This is a genomic window from Paraliobacillus quinghaiensis (assembly GCF_003426025.1).
GTDB classification, from domain to species: Bacteria; Bacillota; Bacilli; order Bacillales; family Amphibacillaceae; genus Paraliobacillus_A; species Paraliobacillus_A quinghaiensis.
This window is the reverse complement of sequence record NZ_QJSH01000002.1, coordinates 43,738-68,911: the sequence shown is the minus strand read 5'-3', so window position 1 is coordinate 68,911 and position 25,174 is coordinate 43,738. Positions and strand designations below refer to the sequence as shown.

Sequence of the window (25,174 nt, the reverse complement as noted above, 5' to 3'; positions counted from 1 at the left end):
GCCGGCACCATTACTGGTACCGACTTTTCTTACACTTGACTCATCAAGTGTCATGTACGTTTTGCGGCAAAGAACCGTTGACCACATTCAACGTTAGCACTAAAGCTCGTCCTTCGACTTACGCAAAATAGCTCATCGCTCTAATACTATACCACGGCTTGATTAGAAGTACAATGTTAATTTATGGAGACTATTCAGGACGAGCTACAATCACTCACATACAATAACCTCACGTATGAACTGCCCTTTTTTAGCCACTGCACGATCGACAATGTTAAAATCAGCCTTATCAAGAACGTCATCGATTGGCTCAACCGTAACCACAACAACTTTCTTTGCAAAGCTACGTGCGCTTTGAAGCATTTCCAACTGTTCTTGATACGTTATCACAGAACACAAATTATAAGGCAAATCAATAATTGCTACATCATATTGGCCTGTCACATCTCGGATATCTTGTAAATGTATTTTCCCAGTAAAACCAAAGTGTGCGCTGTTTTCTCTTGCACCATCCATGATCAGAGGGTTTCGATCGCTTCCCACAATATCAATACCCATTGACTGGGCTTCAACTAGAACTGTCCCAATCCCGCAACATGGATCAATTGCCTTTATGCCAATTGGATTTGGAATTGCAATGTTGACAACCGCTCTTGCAACACGTGTATTAAGTGAAGTTGAGTAACTATGCGGCTTGTTTTGATGATGTAACCAAACAGGCTCATTTTTAGCATAATCGCCAAATATCCAGCGTCCGTTTACATGCATGACACCTAGCAAACGATCTGGTGAATCTAGATCAGGCTCTCCAGTAACATGCAAGCCAACCTCTTTCTCAACAGTGCGCCTCATCTCGAAATCTTCTTTTTCATCCTTAGCTAAACCTGGATTTTTGACATAAATAATTTTAAATGTTTCTCCATTTAACTCTACTTCTTTCACTTGTTCAATGAGTTCCTCTATATTTTCACCTTCACACATCACATGAATTCTTTCCTTAAGAAATGGACTACGCGTAGGATCAACTGCTATCGTGCTTTCCAAAACATTAGATGTAGATTCTTTATTAAAAAATGCACGCATTTCTAAAGCGCACAACGATTTTTCATCCTCAGGATAAGCGCAACTATATACATAGTGCGACAACTGCTCTTCTTTTATATTCAATATAATTTCATCCTTTAATGTTGAATTTCAGATATAGTTAACTTTATCATAAATTACTACACAAAAAAAAGAACTCTAAAATAGAGTCCTTTTTAAAAAGTTATTATATTTTGTTAACGTTAGTAGCTTGTGGTCCACGTTGACCTTGTTCTACTTCAAAACTAACTTTTTGGCCTTCATCTAATGTTTTAAACCCTTCGCCTTGAATAGCTGAGAAATGAACGAATACGTCTTCTCCTCCGTCAACTTCGATGAAACCGAAACCTTTGTCTGCGTTAAACCATTTTACTGTACCTTCTTGCATGTTTGTTTCCTCCTATGTGGATATATTCCACAATTTATTACTATTGATGCTCAATTAGATATTAAAGGCGAAAAGTTCAAATATCTACTCTTTCCTTACTACTCACTAAACATTAATAACATGGTTAACTATAACAGCTACTTCTAATAAAAGCAACTATTTTAAAAATAAACTAGGATATTGTTTGATTGTTAAGAGATAAATTCAAATGAATAGTCATCTTGTTTGATAAAACCCAAGGATTCATATGTCTTTTTTGCTATAGGATTTGATGACGAAGTTTGTGTTACTGGTATCTTGTTAACAGACAAAATATCATCAACCATATATGCCATTAATTTTTTCCCGAAGCCTTTCCCTCTATAGTCTGGATCAATATAGACAGTAGTGATATCTATAAAATTCTTAGTCTTCCCACTATATCGAGCCATCCCTATTGGTTGCCCTTTATATTCAATAAAATAAATGCCTACCTTTAAGTCTTCAAGTAATTTGTTTTTATCAGTTAGATCCGCAATTCCCTTCTCACTTGTAGGTTTAAAAAAGCCTATCATAAATTCACTAATCTTATTCATATCACTTTGACAGCAAGTAGCGACTCTAAATGTAATATCTGGATATGTAGTCTGCTTAAAGTATTGATTAACATCAAATTTATAATAAATATCTGGGGCAGATTTCAGGTCTTTAGTAAAATAAGATAAGATCTTAGATACATCTTTCCTTTTCCCTGATAGTAATACTCTATTATAATTTAACAATTGAAGTTGTTCGGCAATTGCACGATAACCTTTTTCATTTTTAGGATAAAAGTTTGTAAAGTATGAATTACCATCAAACTTCATATGTAGAATATTCTCAACACAACCGTCTGATTCTGTGATATATAATTCGCCTATATTTTCAGGTTGATTTTCTATAAAATGAATAAGGAATGGATTAAACAATTCATCTTCATAGAGAAAATTTAATATTTTCTTTTTTAATTCATCCCGCATTAATGAAACATACTTCATTGCTCTTCCACCTTTAAGTCCTAACATTGTTTGATAACAAAATAAGCAGTTCAACTCATCTGTCAATTGGACTGCTTATTTATTTTAACTTATTAAACCGAACACGATAAGGTGTCAACTAGGTGGTGTTTTCAAAACTAGATCACATTAATCTATATCACGTTTATTAAAACCAATAAACCCAATAACCATTAATACAATTGCAATAACAGTTAACATTACTAATGTCATAACAGATACATCTTCACTTGGAACCTGTGGAATGTAGTCAAATGGAGACAGTTTCCCTACCCACTCTGGGAATTGCATTAATCCGCCCAAATAAAGAACGATAAAAGAATAGAATAGTTCTAGCCACACAAGCGTCGTATACTTTGGAAAATAGCCCATAAGAAACACCGCAAGCCCTATCATTACGAGAACCGCTGGAAAATATGACATCGAAGCACCGTAAATCATGCTGAACTCTAAGCCTTCCTCCATCACAGCTGTTCCAGCAGACCATAGACCGATAGCAGAAAGAGAAACCATCACAAAGCCATTCACAACAGAAAGAACTACATATCCACCCATAAGTCGTGTTCGTGATACCGCTCTACCTAGCAAATGTTCAAGCCGATCTTTTTTCTCTTCCCCACGTAATTTATTCATTGCCATTATAGGCGGGATTGTTGACATAATCGCCATCACAATTAGCAACATAGGAATAAATTGCTCTGTAATAGAACCTCCCTCAGTCAATTGAAACATTTGCTCCATCATTTCATTACCTTCAAAAAATGTTTCCATATCCCCTAAAACAGAACCGTAAGAGATACCTATTAAAAATATACCAACTGCCCAAGCAATCATTCCTGTACGTTGAAGTCTTATCGCTAAACCAATTGGACTTTGCAAGAAACGTGTTGCTGTTCGTCGACCTGGTTTAGATGGCAAAAAGCTTCTCTCTAAATCTCGTATTGCATGCAAATAGTTTGCTAGAATAAATAAAAGTACAGAAACACCTATCAAAATAAAAATAGGACCCCAATGGTTAGCATCATACGCTTCTGTTTTGGTTACCCATCCTAATGGTGAAATCCAAGAAAGTGCCTCATCACTAACATCTGTAATAGCTCTAAAAAGGTAAGTGAACAGTAAAATTGCTATAGACCACCCGATTGTTCCTCGAGAAGTTTCAGCTAATTGAGCAAAGACAGCCGTAACTCCAGCAAACAATAAACCTGTTCCACCAAGTGCAGCACCATACAGTAAAGACCCTTCCAGATCCATACTTTCAATCCCGAGTGCATATAACCCAAAACCTGTGATTAATGCTAATGCAACACTTACCCCGCTTATAACTAGTAATGAAGCATTTAAATAAGAAAGACGCCCAGTAGGTAAAGACCGAATCATCTCGATTAACCCATCTTCTTCATCAGCTCTTGTATGACGTGTTAGAAGTAAAATGCTCATTATCCCGACAACAACAGCTGTTATCAATAACATTTGGTGAGCAGTCATTACGCCAGTCGTATAATTTTCTATATTACCAGGCCCAACCATTGCGATCATCGCTGGATTCTCCATTGTTACAGCCATAGCATCTCTTTCCTGCTGATTCTCATACAAACCAGTATAGGCAACTGGAACGATCAATGTAAAAAAAGTAAGACCAACTAACCATAATGAAATTCTAAATCGATCCAGGCGAAGGATAAATCGAGTAAGATAACCTGTTTTAACAAATGAATTGTTAGCCATTACTGCGCACCTCCAGCTCCTGATACATCAACTTTTTCAGTACCCTCATAATGACGCATAAATAAATCTTCCAATGTTGGTGGCGCACTTTCAATCTTCACAATACCAAACTGACTAATGTGCCGCATCACTTGATCCATTTGATCTGTATCTACTTGGAACGAAAGACCTTGTTCTGTTTCTTCAATTTCATGCATCCCTTTTAATTCAGCTAACTTCTCAATCGGCTGCTTTGTATCAACAAGGATCTGTGTTCGTGTTAGGTGACGCAACTCATTTAATGTACCAGTCTCGATAATAGTCCCTTCACGAATAATTGCTACTTTATCACATAATTTTTCTACTTCTGAGAGAATGTGGCTAGATAACAACACACTTTTTCCTTGTCTCTTTAAATCAAAGACACATTCTTGGAAAATTTGCTCCATCAACGGATCAAGTCCTGATGTTGGTTCATCTAAAATATACAAATCAGCATCAGAAGAAAACGCAGCAATCAACGCTACTTTTTGACGGTTCCCTTTGGAATATGTCCGACACTTCTTAGTTGGATCTAAGTCAAATTTCTTAATCAACTCTTCCCGTCTACTCTTGTTATTGGACCCGCGTAACTTAACAAATAAATCGATCACTTCTCCACCTGTAAGGTTAGGCCATAAATTCACATCACCAGGTACATAAGCAACGCGTCTATGAATCTCAACCGCGTCACTCCACGCATCCTTATCAAAGAGTTTTACATCTCCATCTGTTGCTTTTAATATACCTAAGAGTACGCGAATTGTTGTTGATTTTCCTGCACCATTTGGGCCAATGAAACCATATATTTCCCCTTTATTCACTTCTAGGTTTACCTTATCTAAAGCGGTAAACGTCCCAAATTTCTTCGTTAAATTTGTTACTTTCAATAGACTCATCGTTATTCCTCCCTTATTTGTAAAAACAACGTCTCAATAACTCTGAATAATTGTGCCATTCCTTATATATTTCAATATCAATATCTTGAACGGAATCAACATTACCCTCTTTCTCTGCAAAACCAATCATCGTCCAATTTATAATTTCAATTGCTCGTTGAATATCAATATCTTCACGAAATTTGGAGTAGTCAATATTTTGATAAATTTTCCCCAAGCCCTCTTCCAACGTGTCGTCAAGTATTTTAGCAATATCCGCTCTCACTTCGTCTGCTTCCTCTTTCTTAACAGATAAAAGAAAATCAAAAATTTGAGGCGTTTTTTTTTGAATCGCAAATTTAGTTAGACCAAATTGCTCCAACCTATTAAAAATGTCTGTTTCTGTTAAATCTATTTCATCATAAATCGTTTCAACTACTTTAAGAGAATGTTCAATTAAAAAGAAATACAGATCCTTTTTATTATTAAAATAATTGAACAATGATCCTTTTGAGATTCCAGCTCCTTTTACAATCTCATTTGTTGATGCTTTTTCAAAACCATTTTTGACAAACTCTTTTAAAGCGGCATTGATGACACGTGTTTGTTTTTCAGCATGTAGACTGTAAAAGTTTTCATTCACTAAAAACCCCTCCTCTTTTAACATTTGACCAGTTCGGTCATTTACAATATAACAATAATGACCAGTTCGGTCAATGGTTTCATGGAATTAAATCTGTAATTTTTACAATAAAGTGACATTCGTTTGGCGTGGGATAGTTTAAATTTACACTTCACATACACATAAGGAACTTTTCTACACGTTTTTTTAATAAAACAGACATAAATGGCCGGAACTAATCATGAAATTAAAATAATAAATAAATTGGAAGCGGGGAATAGAGAATGTATAATCCTCCTGTTCATCAAACAAGTAACTTAAATAATCGAAGTATTAATGTCTATGGCAATAGTCAAATTTTAATGATACCGAATATATCAGAAATTCAATTAGGTGTAGTCACGGAGGGGGTAGAGCTTAAACTTGCCCAGCAGGAAAATGCACGAATCATTCAACAGATAATTCAATCCTTAATCAATCTAGGAATTATTCAAGAGAATATTCAAACAGTCGATTTCACTATTTATCCAAGATATGATTTTGTTGACGGTATTCAACAATTAAAAGGGTATCAGGTTACACACTTACTTTCGGTTACCATCGAAAAACTTGATCAGACAGGATTAGTGATTGATACTGCTGTGCTTAATGGTGCAAACAGGGTATCAAACATTACATTCACAGTAAAAAATAAGGATATGTATTACCAACAAGCATTAAAAAAGGCATTAAAAGATTCTGTAACTAAAGCACAAACAATTGCTAATACAATGAGACTTAACCTGGATCCAACACCTGTTAAGATTTCAGAACAAATAATAGAGCGACCTTCTACTCCATTTCGAATAGCCAGTTCAGAAGTGGTGGGTGGTATTTCAACACCTATCCAACCTGGACAGTTAAAGATAGAGGCTAAAGTTGAGGTAGAGTTTCAGTTTGTTTCTTAAGATTGAAAGGTACTGCGCAAATTACTGGCAATGTAATTATCGGAGTGTCTAGTTTAGTGATTTTATTCATTATGTGTATTATTGTACTTACCTCTAAACCAGATCCAAAAAAGGTATCCGTGCAAATTATTAGATAATTTGTGGTTAGTATCTTTCGTGGACATTTGTCTCTGAAAATGACACTAACCTTTTTTATTATTGCTCTATTATCATATAGTTGTTTCATTTTTGAAAAACACCGTTCGCATCCTTAGCAAGTCTTGATCACAACCCACAGGAAAACCATCCTGTGGGTGTCGGTTGACTTAATAATAATGGTATGATCAAATGTAATTCTGTTTTGTTTTCAACTGTTGAGAAGAGGCTTTTATACGATAATCCAATAATAGCCAAACGTTTAAAATGATAAGACTTATAATCATAGTCAGCGGGATATACCAAAGCTTGTTATGCTCCACTTCCCATCCAATGACGGTAATCAAAACAGATATGACAGGCGCCATGACATAAAAGGCTTTCGTATTGTAGTACCAACCATAAGGGAAGAAATGAGCACCAGTAATGATAGCAAAAAATATAATCATATCCTAAGGACTTTTGGAAAATGCCCAAAATAAAATTGGGAAGTAAATGAGCTGTGCTAGGTTTATGTATAGACCTAGGATTCCAAAGGGATGATCATTCATTCTCCAATCAGCTCGAATAAGTTTAGAGATGACAACAGCCAAAGGAAACATTAATCCTGTTCCATAAAAGGCTAATATGTTCTTTGTTTCAATACTCATTTCTAATAAAAAAATCACTAAAAAAACAACCCAAACAACTGCTGCTGCCATTAAGAATGGTAAACCATTTTTACCTCGTAATGATAATTCGTTTCTCAAACATTTAATATCCATCTCTTTACCTCCTCTATACCAAAAGGGCATTATTCTAATTAAATCAAGCCTGATTTCTTCTTCAACTCTTCCCGTTAGCAAAATAAAAAACGAATTTCTATTAGTGGTTTAGTTGAATTAGTAATAGTACCTGCAACATCACAGCTCCTTGTTTAACTTAAGCACCTGTTAGTCTAGTTACTTCTCCATTTTATTCTTATCGTTAATGTTTAAAGCAATATATAAAAGTAAGCCAAACGCAGCTCCACCTAGTAAAACTATTCCAATTTCTCCAAGGAATAATAGAGCATATGACAAAATCATACCGAGCAATACTAATAAAAACACTTGCATTTTAATAGCCCCCTTATAAAATTTTTAACATACTTCTTTGCATTAAATTAGTTGAGTAAACAATAAGACTAGAAATCCTGTTCCAATCTAGTCACAGTAAGTACAATATTTATCTTTTAAAGAAACCCATTACACCAATCACAATGCCAAAAATAACAAAACCTAATTCAACGGAGAGAATGATAGAATTTTTTGTTAGATTAGGCTCGACTAAAAAAATACCACCCGTTAAAATAAATAAAAGCCCAAACAACATAACTTCCATACTGCTTTTCTTTGATAGAACACTTTTTAAACCAACTTCTAACATAACTACTATTAAAATAATAACCAAAAGCAAAACCCATATTGTCATCATACCCCATCCTTTTTATTTGATATTTATTCTCATGGTTAATTAATAACATATTCTACATGAACTATCTTCCTAATTTTAACATAAAAACCACTCTAACCTTTGAGAAACTTAAAATTATCTTGTATAAAAAACAAGGCAATTACCCGCACATGACAGATGTCATATCAATAACTGACACTTGTAACTTCTTTCACTATTCTATGTCTTGTATGATGAATTTAGGTTAATACTCCATATAAGCAACACATTGATTATCTCGTTTAAAATTAATTTATGAAATGAGGCAATAATTAAAATGGATCACACATTACAAATCGGACATGTAAAACCAAATTTCCCAATCATGCAAGGTGGAATGGGCGTAGGTATTTCATTAAGCAAACTTGCTGCCGCTGTAGCAAATGCTGGTGGAATCGGTACGATATCTGGAACAGGGATTTCAGTTGAAGAACTAAGAGATCATATTAAAACAGCCAGAAAACTCACTAACGGCAAAGGATATATTGGGGTTAATGTGTTATTTGCAATGACTGACTTTGCTGAAAAAATGAAAGCAGCAATGGAAGAAAAAGTTGATTTCATTATTTCTGGTGCAGGCGTATCCAGAGATATGTATGCTTGGGGTCGCGAATATGGGGTACCAGTCATTTCGATTGTTTCTACTGCGAGATTAGCAAAGATCTCTGAACGATTAGGTGCAGCAGCAATTGTCGTAGAAGGCCATGAAGCTGGTGGACACTTAGGAACAGATCGGGCTTTATTTGATATCCTGCCAGAAGTCGTTGATGCTGTAAAAATTCCGGTAGTAGCCGCTGGTGGTATTTTAAATGGAGAAGATATTGCAAAAGCCTTAGAATTGGGCGCATCTGGCGTTCAGATGGGGACACGTTTTGTTGCAAGTGATGAATGTGACGCACCATTAGCATTTAAACAAATGTATGTTGATGCAAAAAAAGCAGATACAAGATTAGTTAAAACAACAGTTGGTTTAGAAGGCAGAGCAATTAGTAACCGATTTACAGAACGTATTAGCGATGGTGGAAAAATTAAAATCGAGAAATGTTATAGATGTCTTAAAAAATGTTCCTTCCAGTTTTGTACATTGGATTCATTATTTAAGTCAATGAACGGCGATGTCGAAGATGGTTTAGTCTTTTCTGGCGCAAGAGTTCATGAAATCAAAAACATCTCGCCAGTTAAAGATATTATCACTCGGATTATGGAAGAATACCAATTCAGCAAAAAGCACGCTGCTAATTTATAAGTTACATCTTCTTTTGTCGAGGGTTTTAAAATCTAATTGTTTTATGACACAATTCAGATAAACTACGTATTAAGTTAACTAGAGCTACGGAAGCAGTGGTATTGGTGTGCGAGCAATCGCATTCACAAAGGCTTATCCTTAACACTATCTAGCGTATCAAATGAAATTGGCGAGACTCCACGAAAATAAAATTCAATTTTCTTTGTGCGATGTATTTTCATTGAAGCATTCCTTGTCCTGCAGGAACAGCGAATGTTTCCGATGGGGCGAGTAATCGCAATCCCAAGAGCTGAAGATCCACTCGGAGGCGCTTTTTGCCTCCGAGTTAGCTGAGGCCGTGCCTGCGGAAAGGGAGCCAATTTCATTTGAGTAGCGGGTAAGTAATAGTAACTCACGTTACTGTAATGGGAATTTTATATCAAGTCCGAATTTTTAAAAGAAACAATATACGAAAAGAGCCTAATACAAACACAACATGAAAAGAGGTACAACAATGCGCACACTACTATTTCAAGGATATATGTGGGGATATATTTTAAGCAAATCAAACAAAACATTTACCATCAATAAATTGAGCAAAGCAGGTAAGAACAAGGAAAAATTAGAATTAATGGATAAATTCATTTTAAAATGTACAAGGAAATTAGTTAAAATTTCAGGTGCAGACCTCACGGTAACAGGAACTGAGAATGTACCAGTAGATGAACCAGTATTATATGTTTCTAATCATCAAGGAAACATGGACATCCCACTTCTATATGCAACAGCACCACAAACAATGGCATTTGTTGCTAAAAAAGAGATGGAGAAAATTCCGTTATTGGGGTATTGGATGAAAGAACGAGGCTGTGTGTTTATCGATCGAGAGAACCCGCGTAGCTCCTTAAAAGGGATAAACCAAGCGATTGCTAGTTTAAAAGATGGCCATCCAATTGCTATTTTTCCAGAGGGAACTAGAAGTAAAAGCTGTCAAATGGGAGACTTCAAATCTGGAAGTCTACGCATTGCGATCAAATCAGGTGTTAAAGTTATTCCTGTTTCGATTAAAGATTCTTATAAATTAATCGGTAAAAAAGGGAAAAACATTCCCGCAAAAGTTTCGATGCATTATTCTGACCCAATTGATCCAACTAACTTTAAAGACACAAACGAACTAGCAGCAGAAGTGTTAAAACATATAAAGCAACACTTATAATTGAGTAGGACAAGAGGTGAATTTACCTCTTGTTTTTTGCTTTGATTGAATAAATGGAATTTTTGATCGAATTATTGATTTTTTTAATCGAATCACTAAAATTTTTGATCGAATAACGCAATTTTTTGATCGAATCAGCAACCTTAACAACTCACCACACCTCAATCATACTCACTAAAGTAACCAATTACCTAATAAAACCATACCCTATGTATATACGACCATTATTTATTGGAAGGGGCATTATTATGTACTATCATACTTTCAAGAGAGCTGGTGCAAGCATTCCAGAAGCTCACTTTGATCAAGCTCGTCAGTATTTTAATAAATGGGAAATGTATAAATTATTAGCCCCGTATGATTTCCCTTTTAAATTGCCTTATACTAGCGATTTAACGCGCCAATCATTAGAGCAGTTCACCTATATGGGAACACCCTTTTTTGTAAAGCCTGTTAACACGTGGGCTGGCAAGAAAATTTCACTTGTTTCTCGTGTTTATAATGGATTTCTCGTTAAACAACCAAATGGTTCTGGTCATACCTTCCCTACTATAGAAGCGTTGTGGCAAAACCTAGCTCATAAATATAACCTTTCCCAAACGATTATTCAGATGCAAGCTCCCCTCGCCTCTTATGACTCAAGAGCTTTTGATATACGAGTCCACTTACAACGGAATGAGGAAGGCAATTGGTCATATGCTGGTGATTTAATCCGAATTGGTGGGTACAATACGATTGTTTCGAATTTGTTTACAAATGCCGGAGGAGTTGTTGAAACATCATCCATCTTAGAAAACTTATACCCGCATTATAAAGTGGTAATGATACAAGAAAATCTAGCAGAATCTGCTTTTGAAATAGCAAAACTTCTCGATACTCGATTTCCTTTTACTGATATTGGTGGAGATTTTGGTGTTGATCGTAACGGTGACTTGTGGTTAATAGAAGTGAATACAAATGATCGAAACGGGCGCCCATCTTATGATATGTTTAAAAAATTAACTGATAAAAGTATTTATAAAAAAATGAAAGCAATTGATAAACGCCGGCACAGAATTTGGAAGATGAAAGGAATGTTTTTTAGATAATAAAGTGACAGAGATTTTTTTCTCTGTCACTTTATTACCTATCTTGATATTCTTCTAAGATAATCTGAAATTCTGTTCCCTTTCCTACTTCGCTCTCCACCTTAATTTTCCCATTCATTGCATAAATAGCACTATAACTAACCATCATGCCTAAGCCTGTACCTGTTTCTTTTGTTGTATAATAAGCCTCGCCTAATTGACTTATCTGCTCTTTTGTCATTCCAACACCAGTATCTTTAATAGAAATGATAACTTTACTATTACTAGAACGTAACTCAACAGACAGTAAACCACCATCCGGCATTGCTTCAATACTATTCTTAGCAAAATTAATTAAACTTTGTTGTAATTGATGTTGATTATATTTCACTAACAAATCATTATGTATATCTGTAGTAATTTTAACATTATGTATAAGAGCATATGGTTTTAACACATTAGCAATATAATAAACATCATCTTCCATCGTAGCTACTATGTTCTTTTCAGGTTTTGTTTTTGTAATAGATAAATAGTCATTTATTATTACTTCCGCTCGCTCTAATTCTTTTAAAGATAAGTCAGCATAACTCTTTCTATTTTCATAACTAACTTCAGGTGACATTAATAATTGTAAAAAACCTTTTGATACAGTGATTGGATTACGAACTTCATGCGAGACACTAGCAGCAAGTTCACTGATTACTTTTAACTTCTCTGTTTTAAATAAATCTTCTCGCATTCTTAAATTTTTTATTGTGGACTCAACTATAAAAGCTGCACTTAATGCTCCTAATCCCTGTATAATGACAAAATTTATTGAGGTAGAATACTGATGATAGGCGAGGCCGTCACTGGCCATATAAGATAATGCTATAACAAGCAGTGCGATTATAGCCGAAATCAATGTAATCGATATCATCTTTCCTCTCAAGGAAAATTTGTGATAGTCTTTTTTTAGTAGTGGCAAAACAAGGAACAGTAATGTCGTAGCAGCAAAACTTATGTATATACCATCGCCACCTATCAGAAAACGGGTTACTATTATTGCGAGGTAAAGCACTGTTCCTACTCGCCAACCATAATAAAGAAAACCTAAGATAAATGGAATCTGTCTTAAATCAAAAATAATACCTTCTGAAAAGGTGATCGGATGAGTCATACAAAGTATAATAGACACAACACCTAAAATAGTCATAATAACTTTGCTATACGTATGATGTACCCGACCCTTATCAAGCCAAAATGTTTGGAATAACAAGAATGGAATAAAGATAAATAGAAAATTTAATAGTAATTCCTCATAATTTTGTATCATTTAGGTATACCCCCATAAGTTCCATTCTCCCATAAATTAGATTTTTATTCAATAACTATATTAATTTAACTTTTGACACAATAATTACCTGTATTTACAAATATTACAATCTCTTTTAGCAACCTTTAGAATGTGGAATTTCATGATGACTAGCCATATCATAGACAGTATCCGTGTGCACTACAAGGTACTGTGCGCCAGTTCTTTTACTATAATAATCTGACATTCCATATTTCTACCTCTTTAATATATCCTCTCTATACTAATCGTTTGCCGGTATGTATAAAGTGTTGCTTTCTGTTAAAATAAGTTTTATTAATGATAGAAACTGTCAATTTCGATTGACTTTTATTCTAATAGGTAAAATCTAAAGCTAATAAAGTATTTTCAACACTTGAATCAAGTGAATTATCATATAAGAAAATTTATACTACGAGAGTTTTACTACCCATGAATCTAGGATAAACTAGGAAAGTAAGCTCTCCTGTAGAGATAGATGAAAGGAATAGTGAGGATAAAGTGGAAGTTTCATTTGATAGAATTTTAATGGACGGAATAAGCGACATGGTATTTGTAATGCGCGTAAAAAATGATACGGAATTTGTTTATGATTTTGTTAATCGTGTCGCAATGGATAGTACCGGAATGACACAGGACGATTTAGGAAAAACCATTCATGAAGTTCGTCCACCTGCTCATGCGAACTTGTTGTATCAAAATTATTATCAAGTAATCACAACCAGGAAGACTGTCACGTTTGAAGACTATTTTGTTACTTCTACTGGTGAAAAGCAGTACACTGAAAGTACATTAACACCTTTGTTTGACGCTTGCGAAAATTGTGAACAAATCGTGTCACTTACCAAAAATATAACAAAAGAAAAACAAGCTGAATTTGAAAAAAATCAGGCATGGAACAAACTTAATGCAAGTAGAAAAAAATACAAATCACTTTTTCATTATAATTCTGATGCCATCATTTCGTTAGATATAAATGGTCATATCACCAATGGAAACATTGCCGTAGAAACGGTGACTGGATATGCACCGAAAGAACTGAACGGTTTAACTCTAAATCAATTCGTCCCCACAAAAGATTTAGACAAAATAGAAACACTTTTCATGAATGCTTTAGTTGGAAATACAGAAGATTCACAATTAATCTTCCTGCATAAAACAGGAAAGAAGATTAACATTTTATTAAAAGTTACGCCCCTAGTCATAGATGGTCAAGTTATTGGGATCTATGCCATTATACGAGACGTTTCCAATTTCGTAACTTCACAAAAAAGACTAGAAGAAAGTGAAGAACGATTTCGCATCATTGCAGAATATGCCCATGATCTAATATCACTAATTAACGATGAAGGGGATATCATATACGCATCACCCTCTTATAAAAAGATTTTAGGGTTTGATAATAAAGAATATGAGGGAAATTCCTTTTTATATAATATACATCCAGATGATATAGATCTCGTCAGGGAGAAAGTGAATCTATCAATAGAAGATAGACATCCTTTCATTGTTCAATTCAAGCAATTCACTTACAATAACACGTATATTTGGTCCCAATCACATGGTGCACCAGTTTTTGATGACCAGAACAATTTCAAACATTTGGTAATTATTACAAGAGATATCAGCTTGCAAAAAGAATACGAATCCAAACTCAAACACTTTGCAAATCACGATCCATTAACAAACTTGCCCAACCGCCGCTTATTTAAAAGTCGTTTATGTGACGCCCTTGATGATGTAAAACAGGACAACAAAGATGGGATAGCGCTAATTATGATGGATATAGATCATTTCAAGAAGATAAATGATACATTAGGGCATGACATTGGTGATAGTGTGATTGAAGATTTCGGTGCACGTATTAGTCAGTCTATTCGTGAAACTGATACGGTTGCCCGGCTAGGTGGAGATGAATTTGTTGTTCTTTTACCGCATATCCATTCAAAGGAAAATGTTGTTTCTATCGTAGAGAAAATTCAAAAATCATTGCAACACTCTTGGGACATTCATGAACACAAATTAGAAGTTACAACTAGCATGGGGGTCGTAATGGCCAGTAAACAAGGGACGACATCATTTTCTATATTAAAAAATGCAGATATAGCGCTGTATGAAGCAAAAAATGATGGAAGAAATACGTATAAAATTCGCGAATTGACCTAAACTGTAGTTTTGTTAGATGGCATCTCTCATCACTAAAGACATACACCTAGCCGTCTTTTTGCTTTCAGTATTAAAACTTGCTACAATTAGTCACTATATTAAAGAAGCAGACAGGAGTGTCGCTTTTGTCAAAAATACGGAATATGATCCTTTTGATAATTGTTGGAGCGGTGTTTTGGCATTTTTACGGAGATACATTTGACCGCGCTGGTGTACTAGGCGTTTTTGATGAGGTAAGTTCCGACCTTAATGGTATAAAAGAAAACCCCAAAATTGCTCGTGCAGTTGATTCTATCACCACAGAGCTCGACCTTTTATTTGATACTTTAACAGAAAATATAGAAGATCAAGAACAAACCAATCAGTCTGGTCCAGAAAAACCAGAATTAGAGCATCCTTCTGAACAACTATTTTCTATTCATAATATTGAACTAGGTGACATGAGATCTGATGTTGAAGAGCAAGTAGGTCTCCCGAAGCGTTCAACAATGAATGAATATGGGACTAACTGGTACGCGTATCATGAAAACTACCATAACTTTTTTATGGTGGCATATAATACAGATGACGAAGTGGTTGGACTTTACACGAATCAGGCTTTAGTAACCTCTTTAGAAGGGATCAACTTTGATAGTACAAGAGAATCGGTTCTTTCCAAATTAGGAGAGCCGCTAAAAGCGATTAGAAAAGGGTTTGTGAACTATCAAATTGCGAATGACCAAGTACTTGATATGTTTCTGATTCACGATTATTATGTAACGATCTTTTATGATAAACATGAAAATAGCACAGTCACAGCAGTTCAAATCATTAGTGAAGAGCTTGAAAACCAAAAAGACGGCTATTATGCAGAACCAAACACCGCACTTAAAGAAGGTTTTGAATATCAATTGTTCGACCTTACCAATGCAGCAAGAGTGAACCATGATCTACCTGTATTAAGTTGGGATGAGTCAGTAAGAATGACTGCTCGTGACCATAGTAAAGATATGGCGATAAATAACTACTTTAGTCACACAAACCTAGAAGGTCAATCCCCATTTGACCGTATGACTGAAGATAATATTAGCTATCGAATGGCCGGGGAAAATCTAGCTGCAGGTTTATCAAGTAGTATTTTCGCTCATGAAGGTTTAATGAACTCGATTGGTCACAGAGAAAGTATACTTCAACCAGGATTTGAATCACTCGCTGTGGGGGTGGCTTTTGATGCAGAGTCAAAACCATTTTATACCGAGAATTTTTTAGCTAAATAACAGTCATTCCATTTTATAATTGCTATACCACGACAAAAACGAACTATATTATTCCTATAGTTCGTTTTTTCATTCCACAAAAATAACTCTTACGTCACTTTTAAAGGTCTTTGTTAGGTGAAATATTTCTTCTAATCAATTCTTGCTTTAATAATTCAATAAATTTTTTATCTAAATTTAATTCAATTGCTTCTTTATAAGCTTGAATTAATTTAGCATCACTCAAATGCTTCATATAAAATACTCTCCCAATCAATCTCCAACACAAATCTATTATTATTTGATAGTCCCCGAAGTATATAACGAAGATTATATTGTTATTAATCATAGCTATGTTGAATAGCGTTGAATGTGTTATGTATAATTAACATACTTCATAATACGTAAACTAACTTATGTAAATCAAGCGAAACCCCTTCTATGTGTCATATTGCCACATTTGAGTTGATTTTTTTAATTTAAAGTAACAAGTGTGGCAAGTTGCCACACTTAAACCAGACTATATTTGATAAAGTCTTAAGGGAGCATGAAAAAGTTTCGTTGAAGTTACATTAATATAACGTAATATATTCCATTATTTAATTATGCATACATTTTGATTAAACTATGATTTACTTTTATATATACCTAATGTTGCTTGTTTATCAAACGCTTACAGATATATGATATAAAAAATCGCACTTGTGGTTGGGAGGAAATTCATGAAGAGAGAGTGGTTAATACAATTTCGCAAATCGAAACAAATGACTCAGGAACAAGTGGCATCTGCGGCATTTATTGACCGAGGATATTATTCTCAAATTGAGAATGGGAAACGCAATCCTGGTCTTAATGTTGCCATAAATATAGCTAATGTATTACATTTTGATCAATTGCTATTTTTTCAGGATTATCAAAATCACAATTCATACGAAGACATTTCCCAAAGTTTCAAGCATTTAGATAAAGGAGAGATATTATATCTATACGATGGTCTAGAAATTTTCCTTGAAAATCTTGTGATTTTTCTCTTGAAAGGTGTCGAGCAAGGAAGTTACTGTATAGTTATTACTGATAATGAAACAATCGACCTCTTACAAAAACGTATGGATACGATATTGAATGATAGGGCTTTAATGAAAAAAGTTCTTTTAATAAGTAAAGAGGACATTGAAAAATCCAATACGAAAACGATCATTGAAAAGTATCGTAATCTAAAATACTATTTTTGTAATGGAAATGTGCGTATTTGGTTGACTGAAAAACCAAACTGTAATAATGATTGGATAGATCGTTTAAATCATTATTTAGATACGCGCGATAACAAATTTACTTTTAGCAATATTTTATTTGTTCGATCCTACAATGCTTCGACAATACCAGCAGGATCTTATATTAAAATGATGCGATGTTATCCATATCTTATGACCGATTTTGAAATAGTACATTCACCATTTTACTATCCTAGTAATAAATCGTTTGTATTTCCTTCATTTTTCATTCAAGAAGATATGTAGCTAAGAAAACGTTAACACTTCAATAAAACTACTATTTAAAATGTTAATGCATCTTTTAAGAATAACTTGATAAAAAACACGAGTATCTGATGACAGATAAAGAATTTGTCCGCTCTTCTTTTTATAATACTCCTGATAACAAATTGGGATAAACGTGATCTTTTTTTAAATTTTTTTAACATAACTTGCATTAATTTGTTAAAAGAGGGAATCTATATTTTAGGTGTGATTCTATATATATGAATCAATACTTGAAATGTATTATTCTCACACTTTAAGGAAAACTATAGCAGTATGCATTTATCTATAGAAAGAGGAGGAATTTTAAATGGATAAAATCCAAGTAGGCGATATTTTCACTATTAGTGATGAAACTGATGTGGAACAAGAGGTTGAAGTATTAGCAAACCTCACAATAGAAGGAACAGACTATCTAGCTGTAAGCTTTTTAGACGATTTAAAAGAAGGACAAGAAGGCGATATCGATGTCTTCTTCGTAAAAACTGACAGTGAAGGTGACCTAGCTGCTATTGAAACAGACGAAGAATTCGATAAAGTTTCAGAAGCATTTGATGCTATTTTACAAGAAGACGAAGAACAAGAATAAAAGAAAGAGACAAGATTCCCCTCTTGTCTCTTTCTTATTCTCCACTAGTATATTTCCCTTTCAAACGTATCGCCATTGTTGTAAACCACTTTCAAGACTACACGCATATCTTCATACTGTTCTACTTCAGTTAAATGAAAATGGCGTGGTCTATTGGGGTGCTCCTCTTCCTCTGGCTCTGACTCTAACTTTTCTTCACTTACCTGTGCTTCATTTTGATACACCAGAAGGTAAGCTTCTTCTACACGAATAACAGGATTCGTCCGATGATTCGTTACGGAAACAGACAGAGTTTCATCATGCTTCCTATTATCCATATCTACATGGATAATTCCATATTGACCTGTTCCAACATATCCTAAATTTTCTCTGTGTAACGCACTACTTTTGACAATATCATTACTAGAAACCGATACATAATACTTCAGTTCAACAGCGCGAGATTCTGCGATTTTTTTTTCTTCTATGATCCATTCTTGCTCTTCTCCATATGACATAATTTCCCATTGAGGCTCTAAGTCCAAATCAAAAGGTACTTGCACATTAAAAATCCCCGTTTCCGCCTGCTCTGCTGGAATATCTTCATATGTTTCTGTATTCCCAAACGCATAATGGAAGATAACTTCTGCATCTTCATGAAGTTCCTTCACTTGCCATTGAAAGCTTGCCTTCGTTTTTTCATCTTTTAATTCATCTGTATTGATGTCCATTGTTATTGCGCTAATCCAACTTTGTTCCTCTTTAAAATCATTTAGTATATGGTTGATATTGTTTGTTTGATTGCTAATGTTATCCGTAATTTGATATTGACTGTCAGCTAAATAATTCACTTGATTTTCTAATCCATTTATTTTAGACATAAGGGTGAAATTTATTGCTAAACTAATAACTAAAACAATAATTACAATGATTTTGAAAAAATTTATATTCTTATTCAAACGTTAGTCTCACTCCCTAAAATTCAAATTATAAAACTACTATAATAGTATCTCTTTTTTTACATACTAACAACACTATTCAAAGGAAAAAAAATGTTTTTTTGAAGTATATGGGTAAATTCCGCGTAACATACATACAATGTATTAGAAGTTTTTAAAATTACTGATAACGGGTATAGATAAACTATATAAGTATCATACTAGCATTAGAGTGGTGAGGAGGAATATATTCTATGACATTAGCATATATATTATATTTTGTGAGTTTAGGAGCTGCTTTTTTTGTTAGCTATATATATGTAACTTATTCAATGAAAACAACGAACATTAGTCTGATCACAAACCTATTTGTTGCTAGCATGATGCATGTGGCAATCTATTCATTCGCAATCTTTGTCTGGTTTCTACAAGCGCTGCAACTAAATGAGGTTCAATTTTCATCTGGACTAGAGCTTGCTTTTTGGTTATTTGTTGTCAGTGAAATCGCACTACTAACTACTATGATCTACAAGTACAGAAAAGAAGAAGTAATTACTGGCACAAGAACAATCTTGCAATTTATTAAAAGAAATAGCACAAAAGCCTACAATGGCATTAAAAACATTCCAAAAACATAATTTTAAAGAAAACTTGGCTAGCACCAAGCCTTCCGGCGCCGGTGATTGCCCAGTTGCACTTATACTGATTTCCTAAAAATTTTTACTACGTTGACTATTCACCCATGCTAAAATTTTATACTTTCCTATCAGTGTAAAATAAGGTCAGACCAGTATATTCATACCGGTGCTGACCTTTTTCATGTTTATCGGAATCAAGTCCCACAGTATGTCTGATATGGATTGCTTGATGGTGGAGCTGGTTTGCAGTATTCAGTTTGTTCCGGTGTATGCCCATATGGGTTTGAAAGTACCTTTAGAAGTCTTTCCAACACACTATAATCTGCTTTTTCTACCGCGGCCTCTAAAGCCTCTTCCACCCGATGGTTTCGAGGGATCACCGCAGGATTATTATTTTTCATTAATTCACGTGAATCTGTCTTTGATTCCTGCTGTCTAGCTAATCTTTCTTGCCATGATGCCTGCCAGTTTTTAAATGCCTCTGAATTAAACAGATCCACTTCATCATACTTTTCAAAAGTTAATCCTCGAAAAGTATTGGTGTAATCAGCCCTATGTTTTTCCATCATATTGAGGAGGTTTTGAATAAGGGATTGATCTTCTTCTTCTTCATTGAAAAGTCCTAATTTTTTACGCATACCTGAAAGCCAATTAGCTTGATGCAACACAGTGAATTCTGAAATAGCATCCTGGGCTAGTTTAACAGCCTCATCCTGATTTTCATGCAGCAAGGGCAATAAAGTTTCCGCAAACCTTGCCAGATTCCAACCTGCAATAGGAGGTTGATTCCTAAAAGCATAGCGGCCTTGTCGATCAATAGAACTAAAAACCGTTACCGGATCGTAGTTATCCATGAATGCACAGGGTCCATAGTCAATTGTTTCGCCACTAATAGCCATATTATCTGTATTCATCACTCCGTGGATAAAACCTACTAACTGCCAATTGGCAACTAACCTTGCTTGGCGCTCAACCACTTTTTTGAGTAGCAAAAGATATTGCGCATCCTCCCCTTCCACTTCAGGAAAATGTCGCTTGATCGTATAATCAGCTAATTCTTTCACCTCATCAGGATTGTCACTTCCTGCAGCATATTGAAACGTCCCAACACGTATATGACTTGTAGCTATACGTGTTAATATTGCACCCGGAAGATTTGTTTCGCGGATAACATCTTCACCAGTAGTTACCACCGCTAAACCACGAGTAGTTGGGATACCAAGCGCATACATCGCCTCACTGATGATGTATTCACGTAACATCGGTCCTAGTGTTGCACGTCCATCACCACCGCGCGAGTATGGCGTTCGACCTGATCCTTTCAACTGGATATCGAACCGTTCACCAGAGGGCGTGATCTGCTCACTAATAAGGACCGCTCGCCCGTCACCTAACATTGTTAAATTTCCGAACTGATGCCCTGCATATGCCTGAGCAATTGGTGAAGCTTCTTCAGGGATTTTGTTACCAGCCATTACAGATACACCATCATCTGTTTTTAGTGCATCCGCATTAAGCCCAAGAGATGATGCCAATGTGTCATTAAAAATAACTAATTCTGGCGCTGGTACAGGGGTTGGGTTTGTTTTTGTAAAAAACACCTCCGGCAAACGAGCATAACTGTTGTCTAAATTCCAACCTGCATCTTTTTGTTGTGTCATCCTATCCCCCTTTTCTTGTTTTGATCGAATAAATCAATTTTTTGATCGAATAAACGGAAATATTGATCGAATAACTCCGATTTTTGATTGAATAATAGAATGTTTTGATCGAATCAAACTTTCCACTTAACCAAGAGCAATACGTCAAGTCAAATTAGACTTATTTTTTGCTAACTTTTCACGGTCTGTAGCTTGTGGTGGTTGTTCTAACCATTTATTTTTAATCATTATATTCATTCCATCTTCAGCAAAAAGTCCTACTTCAGCAATTAACCGGCTAAAGTCTACTGGAAAATCACGTCTCATGCTGACTCCCATTCCTAATCCATAATAACCTATACCAACGCCATTTAATGCATTCACAAGGAACAACATTAGTTTATCAGAAAATGGTGGAAGAGTAGAGTTTGAAATATTAATATTCCACGTTAGTGAACCAGATACATCGTTATCTTTCAAAATTGACTCAAAAATTTCTACATGCTTTTTTGATATTTCTTTTCCTCTCATAAAAAAGCTTACTAATTCTTTTGATTGGGCTACTTGGGCAAATCCCGTTAAAAGATACATTCCTAAATCATTTCGATGAACATTAAAAAAGAATTCTGTGATTTCTATTGCATTTATTGGTCTTTTTTCACCGATCCACCCTGTTAAAAAGTTTTGTTTTTCTACAAAATCAATACCTTGAGGTGTAGGTATATGTGGTGCTCTCCTTGCTAACCCCTTAGATAATAAGACCTCAGAACTTTCATTGTAAAGGGTTACAGTTTCCTTAACACACTCACTAAAAAAGTTTCTAATATCTTCTCGAATGACATTAGAAAGCATTAAAGAGTAATTGTGCAGTCCAATTCTTGACATAGCATAAGTATATATTAGATAGAACTCATCAGAATATAGTCTTGGCGTCCCTACATTATAGTCAGCATCTGTAAAACCCATAGGAACTGGATATTGTTCTTGTCTAAAAATATGAGCTATTTTTTCTACATGTTTTTCCGATAGTGTTAGCGCTCGTTCTATGATCGTTTTTGTCTCTAAATCTTCCACAGTTTCTTTAAAGTGTTTAGAGATACAAATAGAGGCAGTATCACTAAGATATACAGCCCACATACTACCAATTTCCGGCGCTGTTAATTGGATGTTTTTCCCTTTTTCCATCGATAGGTACACTCCTAAAATTACTTCTTTTTTATACTTTCTCCTTTTTTCCTAGTAATATTCCATATAAAATTTATCTTTTGATGTGTGGATCACGTTGTCCAAAATAATAAAGAGCCTAGTTCAAAATTGAACCAGGCTCTTTATAAAAATACATATTTTATTGTGGCTTTGACAGATAATTTATTCCAATGATTGAATTAATTCATCAGTGGAGTTTGTAGTCATCAGTTTTTCTCTAAAATCGTCATGCATCAGTTTTCTAGATAACTGCGAAAGAATACGCAAATGTTCATCACCAGCATGCGTTTCTGGAACTGCAATTAAAAAAACAAGATGAACCGGTGAACCATCAAGCGATTCCCAGTCAAGACCTTTCGTGACACGAGCAAAAGCAAGTCCTGGTTTTGACACCCCATCTGATTTACCATGGGGAATTGCTACACTGAATCCAATACCAGTAGTGCCTTCTTCTTCTCGTGCTATTACAGCTGCTTTATAAGCATTTGCATCATGCACAACCCCTTGCTTCACAAACACATCTATCAACTGATTAATACAATCTTCTTTTGAATTTGCTTCAATGTCTAATAAAACTTGTTCTTTTGTTAATAATTCTGCTAGTGCCATATTTATTATCTCCTCTGCTTTTCAAATAAAAGATGCTACCCTCGAGTAACATCTTTTATTTAAATTTTTCTAGCTAGCTTTTTTGGCTGTATTCTCTAGTGTTGCTGTTCCAACATCCTTCTTTAATAAGGACACCATAACAGCTGTTATAACGGTACCAATTACAATTGCGATAAAGTAAAGTAGCAAGGAACTAACTGCGTTTGGAATTGCTAGAACGAAAATACCACCATGTGGTGCACGTAATTCTGCTCCCACTACCATTGAAAGTGCACCTGTTACAGCCGAACCAACCATCAATGACGGGATTACTCTAAATGGATCAGCTGCGGCAAATGGAATCGCGCCTTCTGTAATAAACGAAATACCTAGAACACCAGCTGCTTTACCAGCATCTCTTTCTTCTTTTGTAAATTTATTTTTGCGAATTAAAGTAGCTAACCAAAGACCAAGTGGCGGTGTCATACCCGCTGCCATAACAGCTGCCATTGGTTCATATAGATTACTTGCCAGTAGTCCTGTTGCAAATGCATATGCTGCTTTGTTTACTGGTCCACCCATATCAAATGCCATCATAGCACCAAGAATTAACCCTAAGAATACAGCATTCCCTGAATTTAAACCAGTTAACCAATTTTCTAAACCAGTCATAATGGAGCCCATTGGTTTTCCTAACACATAAATCATTAGTAACCCTGTAGTAAGTGTAGCAAGTACAGGAATAATTAAAATTGGTTTTAGTCCTTCTAAGTTTTTTGGTAGTTTGATGTAATCTTTAAAGAATTTCGCAAGGTAACCTGCTAGGAAACCAGCAACAATACCACCTAAGAATCCAGATCCTCCACTTGAAGCCAACATACCACCAACTAAACCAGGAGCAAGACCAGGCTTATCAGCAATAGAGTACGCGATAAAACCAGCTAATATCGGAACCATTAGCGCAAATGCTGATGCTCCTCCAATTTCCATCAGTGCGCTCGCTAAAGACCCTTCTACGTCAATCCCACCAAACAAGAAGGAAAGCGCGATCAAAATACCACCAGCTACAACAAGTGGAATCATAGCTGATACACCATTCATTAAGTGCTTATATGGTCCTTTTCGTTGGCTACTTCTTTCTTGTTTCAAACCTTGAACTTGATCAACATAATCTGCTGAGGAAGCTTTTTTCGCTAATGCCTCATCAATTAACTCTGGAGCACTTTTAATTGCTTTTGCTACAGTAGAATAAACAACTGGTTTTCCTTCAAAACGACTCTCATCAGCATCCGTATCAACTGCTAAGATAATCGCATGTGCATCTCGGATCTCCTCTTCTGTTAACCCGTTTTCAACACCTACACTACCTCTTGTTTCAACCTTAACTTCTATCCCTTTTTCCTTACCAGCCTTTTCAATTGCTTCAGCCGCCATATACGTATGAGCAATTCCTGTTGGACATGCCGTTACTGCCAAAATCTTTTTAGCCATTAATAATTCCTCCCTTACT

At 35.1% G+C, this 25,174-nt stretch carries 24 protein-coding genes and 1 pseudogene; 9 read left to right on the top strand and 16 right to left on the bottom strand.

Translation table 11 applies throughout. The features are described from left to right. Window positions 1-210: 210 nt before the first annotated feature. From D2K40_RS02310 to D2K40_RS02285, 6 genes are all read right to left on the bottom strand, one after another. Window positions 211-1,167, bottom strand: a complete 957-nt coding sequence (locus D2K40_RS02310) for a TRM11 family SAM-dependent methyltransferase (RefSeq protein ID WP_229666576.1) — start codon at window positions 1,165-1,167, stop codon at window positions 211-213. Window positions 1,168-1,270: 103 nt separating this feature from the next. Next, complete coding sequence (locus tag D2K40_RS02305; protein WP_117152593.1) at window positions 1,271-1,471, bottom strand: cold-shock protein; 201 nt, start codon at window positions 1,469-1,471, stop codon at window positions 1,271-1,273. A 191-nt stretch (window positions 1,472-1,662) separates the two neighbouring features. Then, window positions 1,663-2,487 (bottom strand): GNAT family N-acetyltransferase, encoded by an 825-nt coding sequence (locus tag D2K40_RS02300; RefSeq protein WP_162879117.1) that lies wholly within the window; start codon window positions 2,485-2,487, stop codon window positions 1,663-1,665. Window positions 2,488-2,634: 147 nt separating this feature from the next. Then, window positions 2,635-4,233 (bottom strand): ABC transporter permease, encoded by a 1,599-nt coding sequence (locus tag D2K40_RS02295; protein WP_117152589.1) that lies wholly within the window; start codon window positions 4,231-4,233, stop codon window positions 2,635-2,637. Then, on the bottom strand, window positions 4,233-5,150 hold the full coding sequence (locus D2K40_RS02290; protein WP_117152587.1) for an ABC transporter ATP-binding protein: 918 nt from the start codon (window positions 5,148-5,150) through the stop codon (window positions 4,233-4,235). Before D2K40_RS02290 ends, D2K40_RS02295 begins: the two co-directional genes overlap by 1 nt. A gap of 13 nt (window positions 5,151-5,163) precedes the next feature. After that, a complete protein-coding gene (locus D2K40_RS02285) occupies window positions 5,164-5,772 on the bottom strand; it encodes a TetR/AcrR family transcriptional regulator (protein ID WP_229666575.1) in 609 nt (202 codons plus the stop codon). A 263-nt stretch (window positions 5,773-6,035) separates the two neighbouring features. On the opposite strand from D2K40_RS02285, the gene D2K40_RS02280 reads away from it, so the two are divergent. After that, the gene (locus D2K40_RS02280) at window positions 6,036-6,698 is read left to right on the top strand and encodes an SIMPL domain-containing protein (RefSeq protein WP_117152583.1); all 663 of its coding nucleotides are present in this window, start codon (window positions 6,036-6,038) and stop codon (window positions 6,696-6,698) included. A 323-nt stretch (window positions 6,699-7,021) separates the two neighbouring features. Here the strand turns inward: D2K40_RS02280 and D2K40_RS16795 are convergent. The 3 genes and pseudogenes from D2K40_RS16795 to D2K40_RS02265 form a co-directional block, all read right to left on the bottom strand. Further along, window positions 7,022-7,597, bottom strand: a pseudogene (locus tag D2K40_RS16795) (DUF7010 family protein). A gap of 177 nt (window positions 7,598-7,774) precedes the next feature. Then, window positions 7,775-7,930, bottom strand: coding sequence for a hypothetical protein (locus tag D2K40_RS16315; RefSeq protein ID WP_162879116.1), 156 nt, complete (start codon window positions 7,928-7,930; stop codon window positions 7,775-7,777). Window positions 7,931-8,039: 109 nt separating this feature from the next. Further along, window positions 8,040-8,285 (bottom strand): hypothetical protein, encoded by a 246-nt coding sequence (locus D2K40_RS02265; RefSeq protein WP_117152575.1) that lies wholly within the window; start codon window positions 8,283-8,285, stop codon window positions 8,040-8,042. Between the two features lie 298 nt (window positions 8,286-8,583). On the opposite strand from D2K40_RS02265, the gene D2K40_RS02260 reads away from it, so the two are divergent. The 3 genes from D2K40_RS02260 (at window position 8,584) to D2K40_RS02250 (ending at window position 11,835) form a co-directional block, all read left to right on the top strand. Next, a complete protein-coding gene (locus D2K40_RS02260; RefSeq protein WP_117152573.1) occupies window positions 8,584-9,552 on the top strand; it encodes an NAD(P)H-dependent flavin oxidoreductase in 969 nt (322 codons plus the stop codon). Window positions 9,553-10,045: 493 nt separating this feature from the next. After that, window positions 10,046-10,747 carry a lysophospholipid acyltransferase family protein gene (locus D2K40_RS02255; RefSeq protein WP_162879115.1) on the top strand — a complete coding sequence of 234 codons (702 nt, stop codon included), beginning with the start codon at window positions 10,046-10,048 and terminating at the stop codon, window positions 10,745-10,747. Between the two features lie 248 nt (window positions 10,748-10,995). Continuing rightward, window positions 10,996-11,835, top strand: coding sequence for a YheC/YheD family protein (locus D2K40_RS02250; RefSeq protein WP_162879114.1), 840 nt, complete (start codon window positions 10,996-10,998; stop codon window positions 11,833-11,835). Between the two features lie 34 nt (window positions 11,836-11,869). On the opposite strand, the gene D2K40_RS02245 is transcribed toward D2K40_RS02250, so the two are convergent. Beyond that, on the bottom strand, window positions 11,870-13,132 hold the full coding sequence (locus D2K40_RS02245; protein ID WP_117152567.1) for an ATP-binding protein: 1,263 nt from the start codon (window positions 13,130-13,132) through the stop codon (window positions 11,870-11,872). Between the two features lie 519 nt (window positions 13,133-13,651). Between D2K40_RS02245 and D2K40_RS02240 the strand changes: the two genes are divergently transcribed. Both D2K40_RS02240 and D2K40_RS02235 read left to right on the top strand, forming a co-directional pair. After that, the gene (locus D2K40_RS02240; protein ID WP_117152565.1) at window positions 13,652-15,316 is read left to right on the top strand and encodes a sensor domain-containing diguanylate cyclase; all 1,665 of its coding nucleotides are present in this window, start codon (window positions 13,652-13,654) and stop codon (window positions 15,314-15,316) included. A gap of 125 nt (window positions 15,317-15,441) precedes the next feature. Beyond that, window positions 15,442-16,572, top strand: a complete 1,131-nt coding sequence (locus D2K40_RS02235) for a CAP domain-containing protein (protein WP_117152563.1) — start codon at window positions 15,442-15,444, stop codon at window positions 16,570-16,572. A gap of 100 nt (window positions 16,573-16,672) precedes the next feature. Here D2K40_RS02235 and sda read toward each other — a convergent pair whose 3' ends face one another. Next, window positions 16,673-16,807, bottom strand: coding sequence for a sporulation histidine kinase inhibitor Sda (gene sda / locus D2K40_RS02230; RefSeq protein ID WP_117152560.1), 135 nt, complete (start codon window positions 16,805-16,807; stop codon window positions 16,673-16,675). A gap of 466 nt (window positions 16,808-17,273) precedes the next feature. Here sda and D2K40_RS02225 point away from each other — a divergent pair, with 466 nt between their 5' ends. Further along, window positions 17,274-18,068, top strand: a complete 795-nt coding sequence (locus tag D2K40_RS02225; RefSeq protein ID WP_117152558.1) for a helix-turn-helix domain-containing protein — start codon at window positions 17,274-17,276, stop codon at window positions 18,066-18,068. A 328-nt stretch (window positions 18,069-18,396) separates the two neighbouring features. Next, the gene (locus D2K40_RS02220; protein ID WP_117152556.1) at window positions 18,397-18,675 is read left to right on the top strand and encodes a DUF1292 domain-containing protein; all 279 of its coding nucleotides are present in this window, start codon (window positions 18,397-18,399) and stop codon (window positions 18,673-18,675) included. 44 nt (window positions 18,676-18,719) lie between these two features. Here D2K40_RS02220 and D2K40_RS02215 read toward each other — a convergent pair whose 3' ends face one another. Then, window positions 18,720-19,613 carry a hypothetical protein gene (locus D2K40_RS02215; protein WP_117152554.1) on the bottom strand — a complete coding sequence of 298 codons (894 nt, stop codon included), beginning with the start codon at window positions 19,611-19,613 and terminating at the stop codon, window positions 18,720-18,722. Window positions 19,614-19,846: 233 nt separating this feature from the next. Here D2K40_RS02215 and D2K40_RS02210 point away from each other — a divergent pair, with 233 nt between their 5' ends. Continuing rightward, window positions 19,847-20,230, top strand: coding sequence for a hypothetical protein (locus D2K40_RS02210; RefSeq protein ID WP_117152552.1), 384 nt, complete (start codon window positions 19,847-19,849; stop codon window positions 20,228-20,230). 194 nt (window positions 20,231-20,424) lie between these two features. On the opposite strand, the gene D2K40_RS02205 is transcribed toward D2K40_RS02210, so the two are convergent. The 4 genes from D2K40_RS02205 to D2K40_RS02190 all read right to left on the bottom strand — a co-directional run bounded on the left by D2K40_RS02205 (window position 20,425) and on the right by D2K40_RS02190 (window position 25,155). Further along, window positions 20,425-21,891, bottom strand: a complete 1,467-nt coding sequence (locus tag D2K40_RS02205; protein WP_117152550.1) for a protein adenylyltransferase SelO — start codon at window positions 21,889-21,891, stop codon at window positions 20,425-20,427. Window positions 21,892-22,035: 144 nt separating this feature from the next. Then, the gene (locus D2K40_RS02200) at window positions 22,036-23,055 is read right to left on the bottom strand and encodes a DUF3231 family protein (protein WP_117152548.1); all 1,020 of its coding nucleotides are present in this window, start codon (window positions 23,053-23,055) and stop codon (window positions 22,036-22,038) included. Window positions 23,056-23,238: 183 nt separating this feature from the next. Further along, on the bottom strand, window positions 23,239-23,685 hold the full coding sequence (locus D2K40_RS02195; protein WP_117152546.1) for a PTS sugar transporter subunit IIA: 447 nt from the start codon (window positions 23,683-23,685) through the stop codon (window positions 23,239-23,241). 69 nt (window positions 23,686-23,754) lie between these two features. Then, window positions 23,755-25,155, bottom strand: coding sequence for a PTS fructose transporter subunit IIC (locus tag D2K40_RS02190; RefSeq protein ID WP_117152544.1), 1,401 nt, complete (start codon window positions 25,153-25,155; stop codon window positions 23,755-23,757). Window positions 25,156-25,174 lie beyond the last annotated feature (19 nt).

What these genes read in the sequence shown, in the direction of transcription:
- D2K40_RS02305 (WP_117152593.1), bottom strand. Translation starts at nt 1,471, where the DNA reads ATGCAAGAAGGTACAGTAAAATGGTTTAACGCAGACAAAGGTTTCGGT.
- D2K40_RS02300 (WP_162879117.1), bottom strand. Translation starts at nt 2,487, where the DNA reads ATGAAGTATGTTTCATTAATGCGGGATGAATTAAAAAAGAAAATATTA.
- D2K40_RS02295 (WP_117152589.1), bottom strand. Translation starts at nt 4,233, where the DNA reads ATGGCTAACAATTCATTTGTTAAAACAGGTTATCTTACTCGATTTATC.
- D2K40_RS02290 (WP_117152587.1), bottom strand. Translation starts at nt 5,150, where the DNA reads ATGAGTCTATTGAAAGTAACAAATTTAACGAAGAAATTTGGGACGTTT.
- D2K40_RS02280 (WP_117152583.1), top strand. Translation starts at nt 6,036, where the DNA reads ATGTATAATCCTCCTGTTCATCAAACAAGTAACTTAAATAATCGAAGT.
- D2K40_RS16315 (WP_162879116.1), bottom strand. Translation starts at nt 7,930, where the DNA reads ATGCAAGTGTTTTTATTAGTATTGCTCGGTATGATTTTGTCATATGCT.
- D2K40_RS02265 (WP_117152575.1), bottom strand. Translation starts at nt 8,285, where the DNA reads ATGACAATATGGGTTTTGCTTTTGGTTATTATTTTAATAGTAGTTATG.
- D2K40_RS02260 (WP_117152573.1), top strand. Translation starts at nt 8,584, where the DNA reads ATGGATCACACATTACAAATCGGACATGTAAAACCAAATTTCCCAATC.
- D2K40_RS02255 (WP_162879115.1), top strand. Translation starts at nt 10,046, where the DNA reads ATGCGCACACTACTATTTCAAGGATATATGTGGGGATATATTTTAAGC.
- D2K40_RS02250 (WP_162879114.1), top strand. Translation starts at nt 10,996, where the DNA reads ATGTACTATCATACTTTCAAGAGAGCTGGTGCAAGCATTCCAGAAGCT.
- D2K40_RS02245 (WP_117152567.1), bottom strand. Translation starts at nt 13,132, where the DNA reads ATGATACAAAATTATGAGGAATTACTATTAAATTTTCTATTTATCTTT.
- sda (WP_117152560.1), bottom strand. Translation starts at nt 16,807, where the DNA reads ATGAAGCATTTGAGTGATGCTAAATTAATTCAAGCTTATAAAGAAGCA.
- D2K40_RS02225 (WP_117152558.1), top strand. Translation starts at nt 17,274, where the DNA reads ATGAAGAGAGAGTGGTTAATACAATTTCGCAAATCGAAACAAATGACT.
- D2K40_RS02220 (WP_117152556.1), top strand. Translation starts at nt 18,397, where the DNA reads ATGGATAAAATCCAAGTAGGCGATATTTTCACTATTAGTGATGAAACT.
- D2K40_RS02210 (WP_117152552.1), top strand. Translation starts at nt 19,847, where the DNA reads ATGACATTAGCATATATATTATATTTTGTGAGTTTAGGAGCTGCTTTT.
- D2K40_RS02205 (WP_117152550.1), bottom strand. Translation starts at nt 21,891, where the DNA reads ATGACACAACAAAAAGATGCAGGTTGGAATTTAGACAACAGTTATGCT.
- D2K40_RS02200 (WP_117152548.1), bottom strand. Translation starts at nt 23,055, where the DNA reads ATGGAAAAAGGGAAAAACATCCAATTAACAGCGCCGGAAATTGGTAGT.
- D2K40_RS02195 (WP_117152546.1), bottom strand. Translation starts at nt 23,685, where the DNA reads ATGGCACTAGCAGAATTATTAACAAAAGAACAAGTTTTATTAGACATT.
- D2K40_RS02190 (WP_117152544.1), bottom strand. Translation starts at nt 25,155, where the DNA reads ATGGCTAAAAAGATTTTGGCAGTAACGGCATGTCCAACAGGAATTGCT.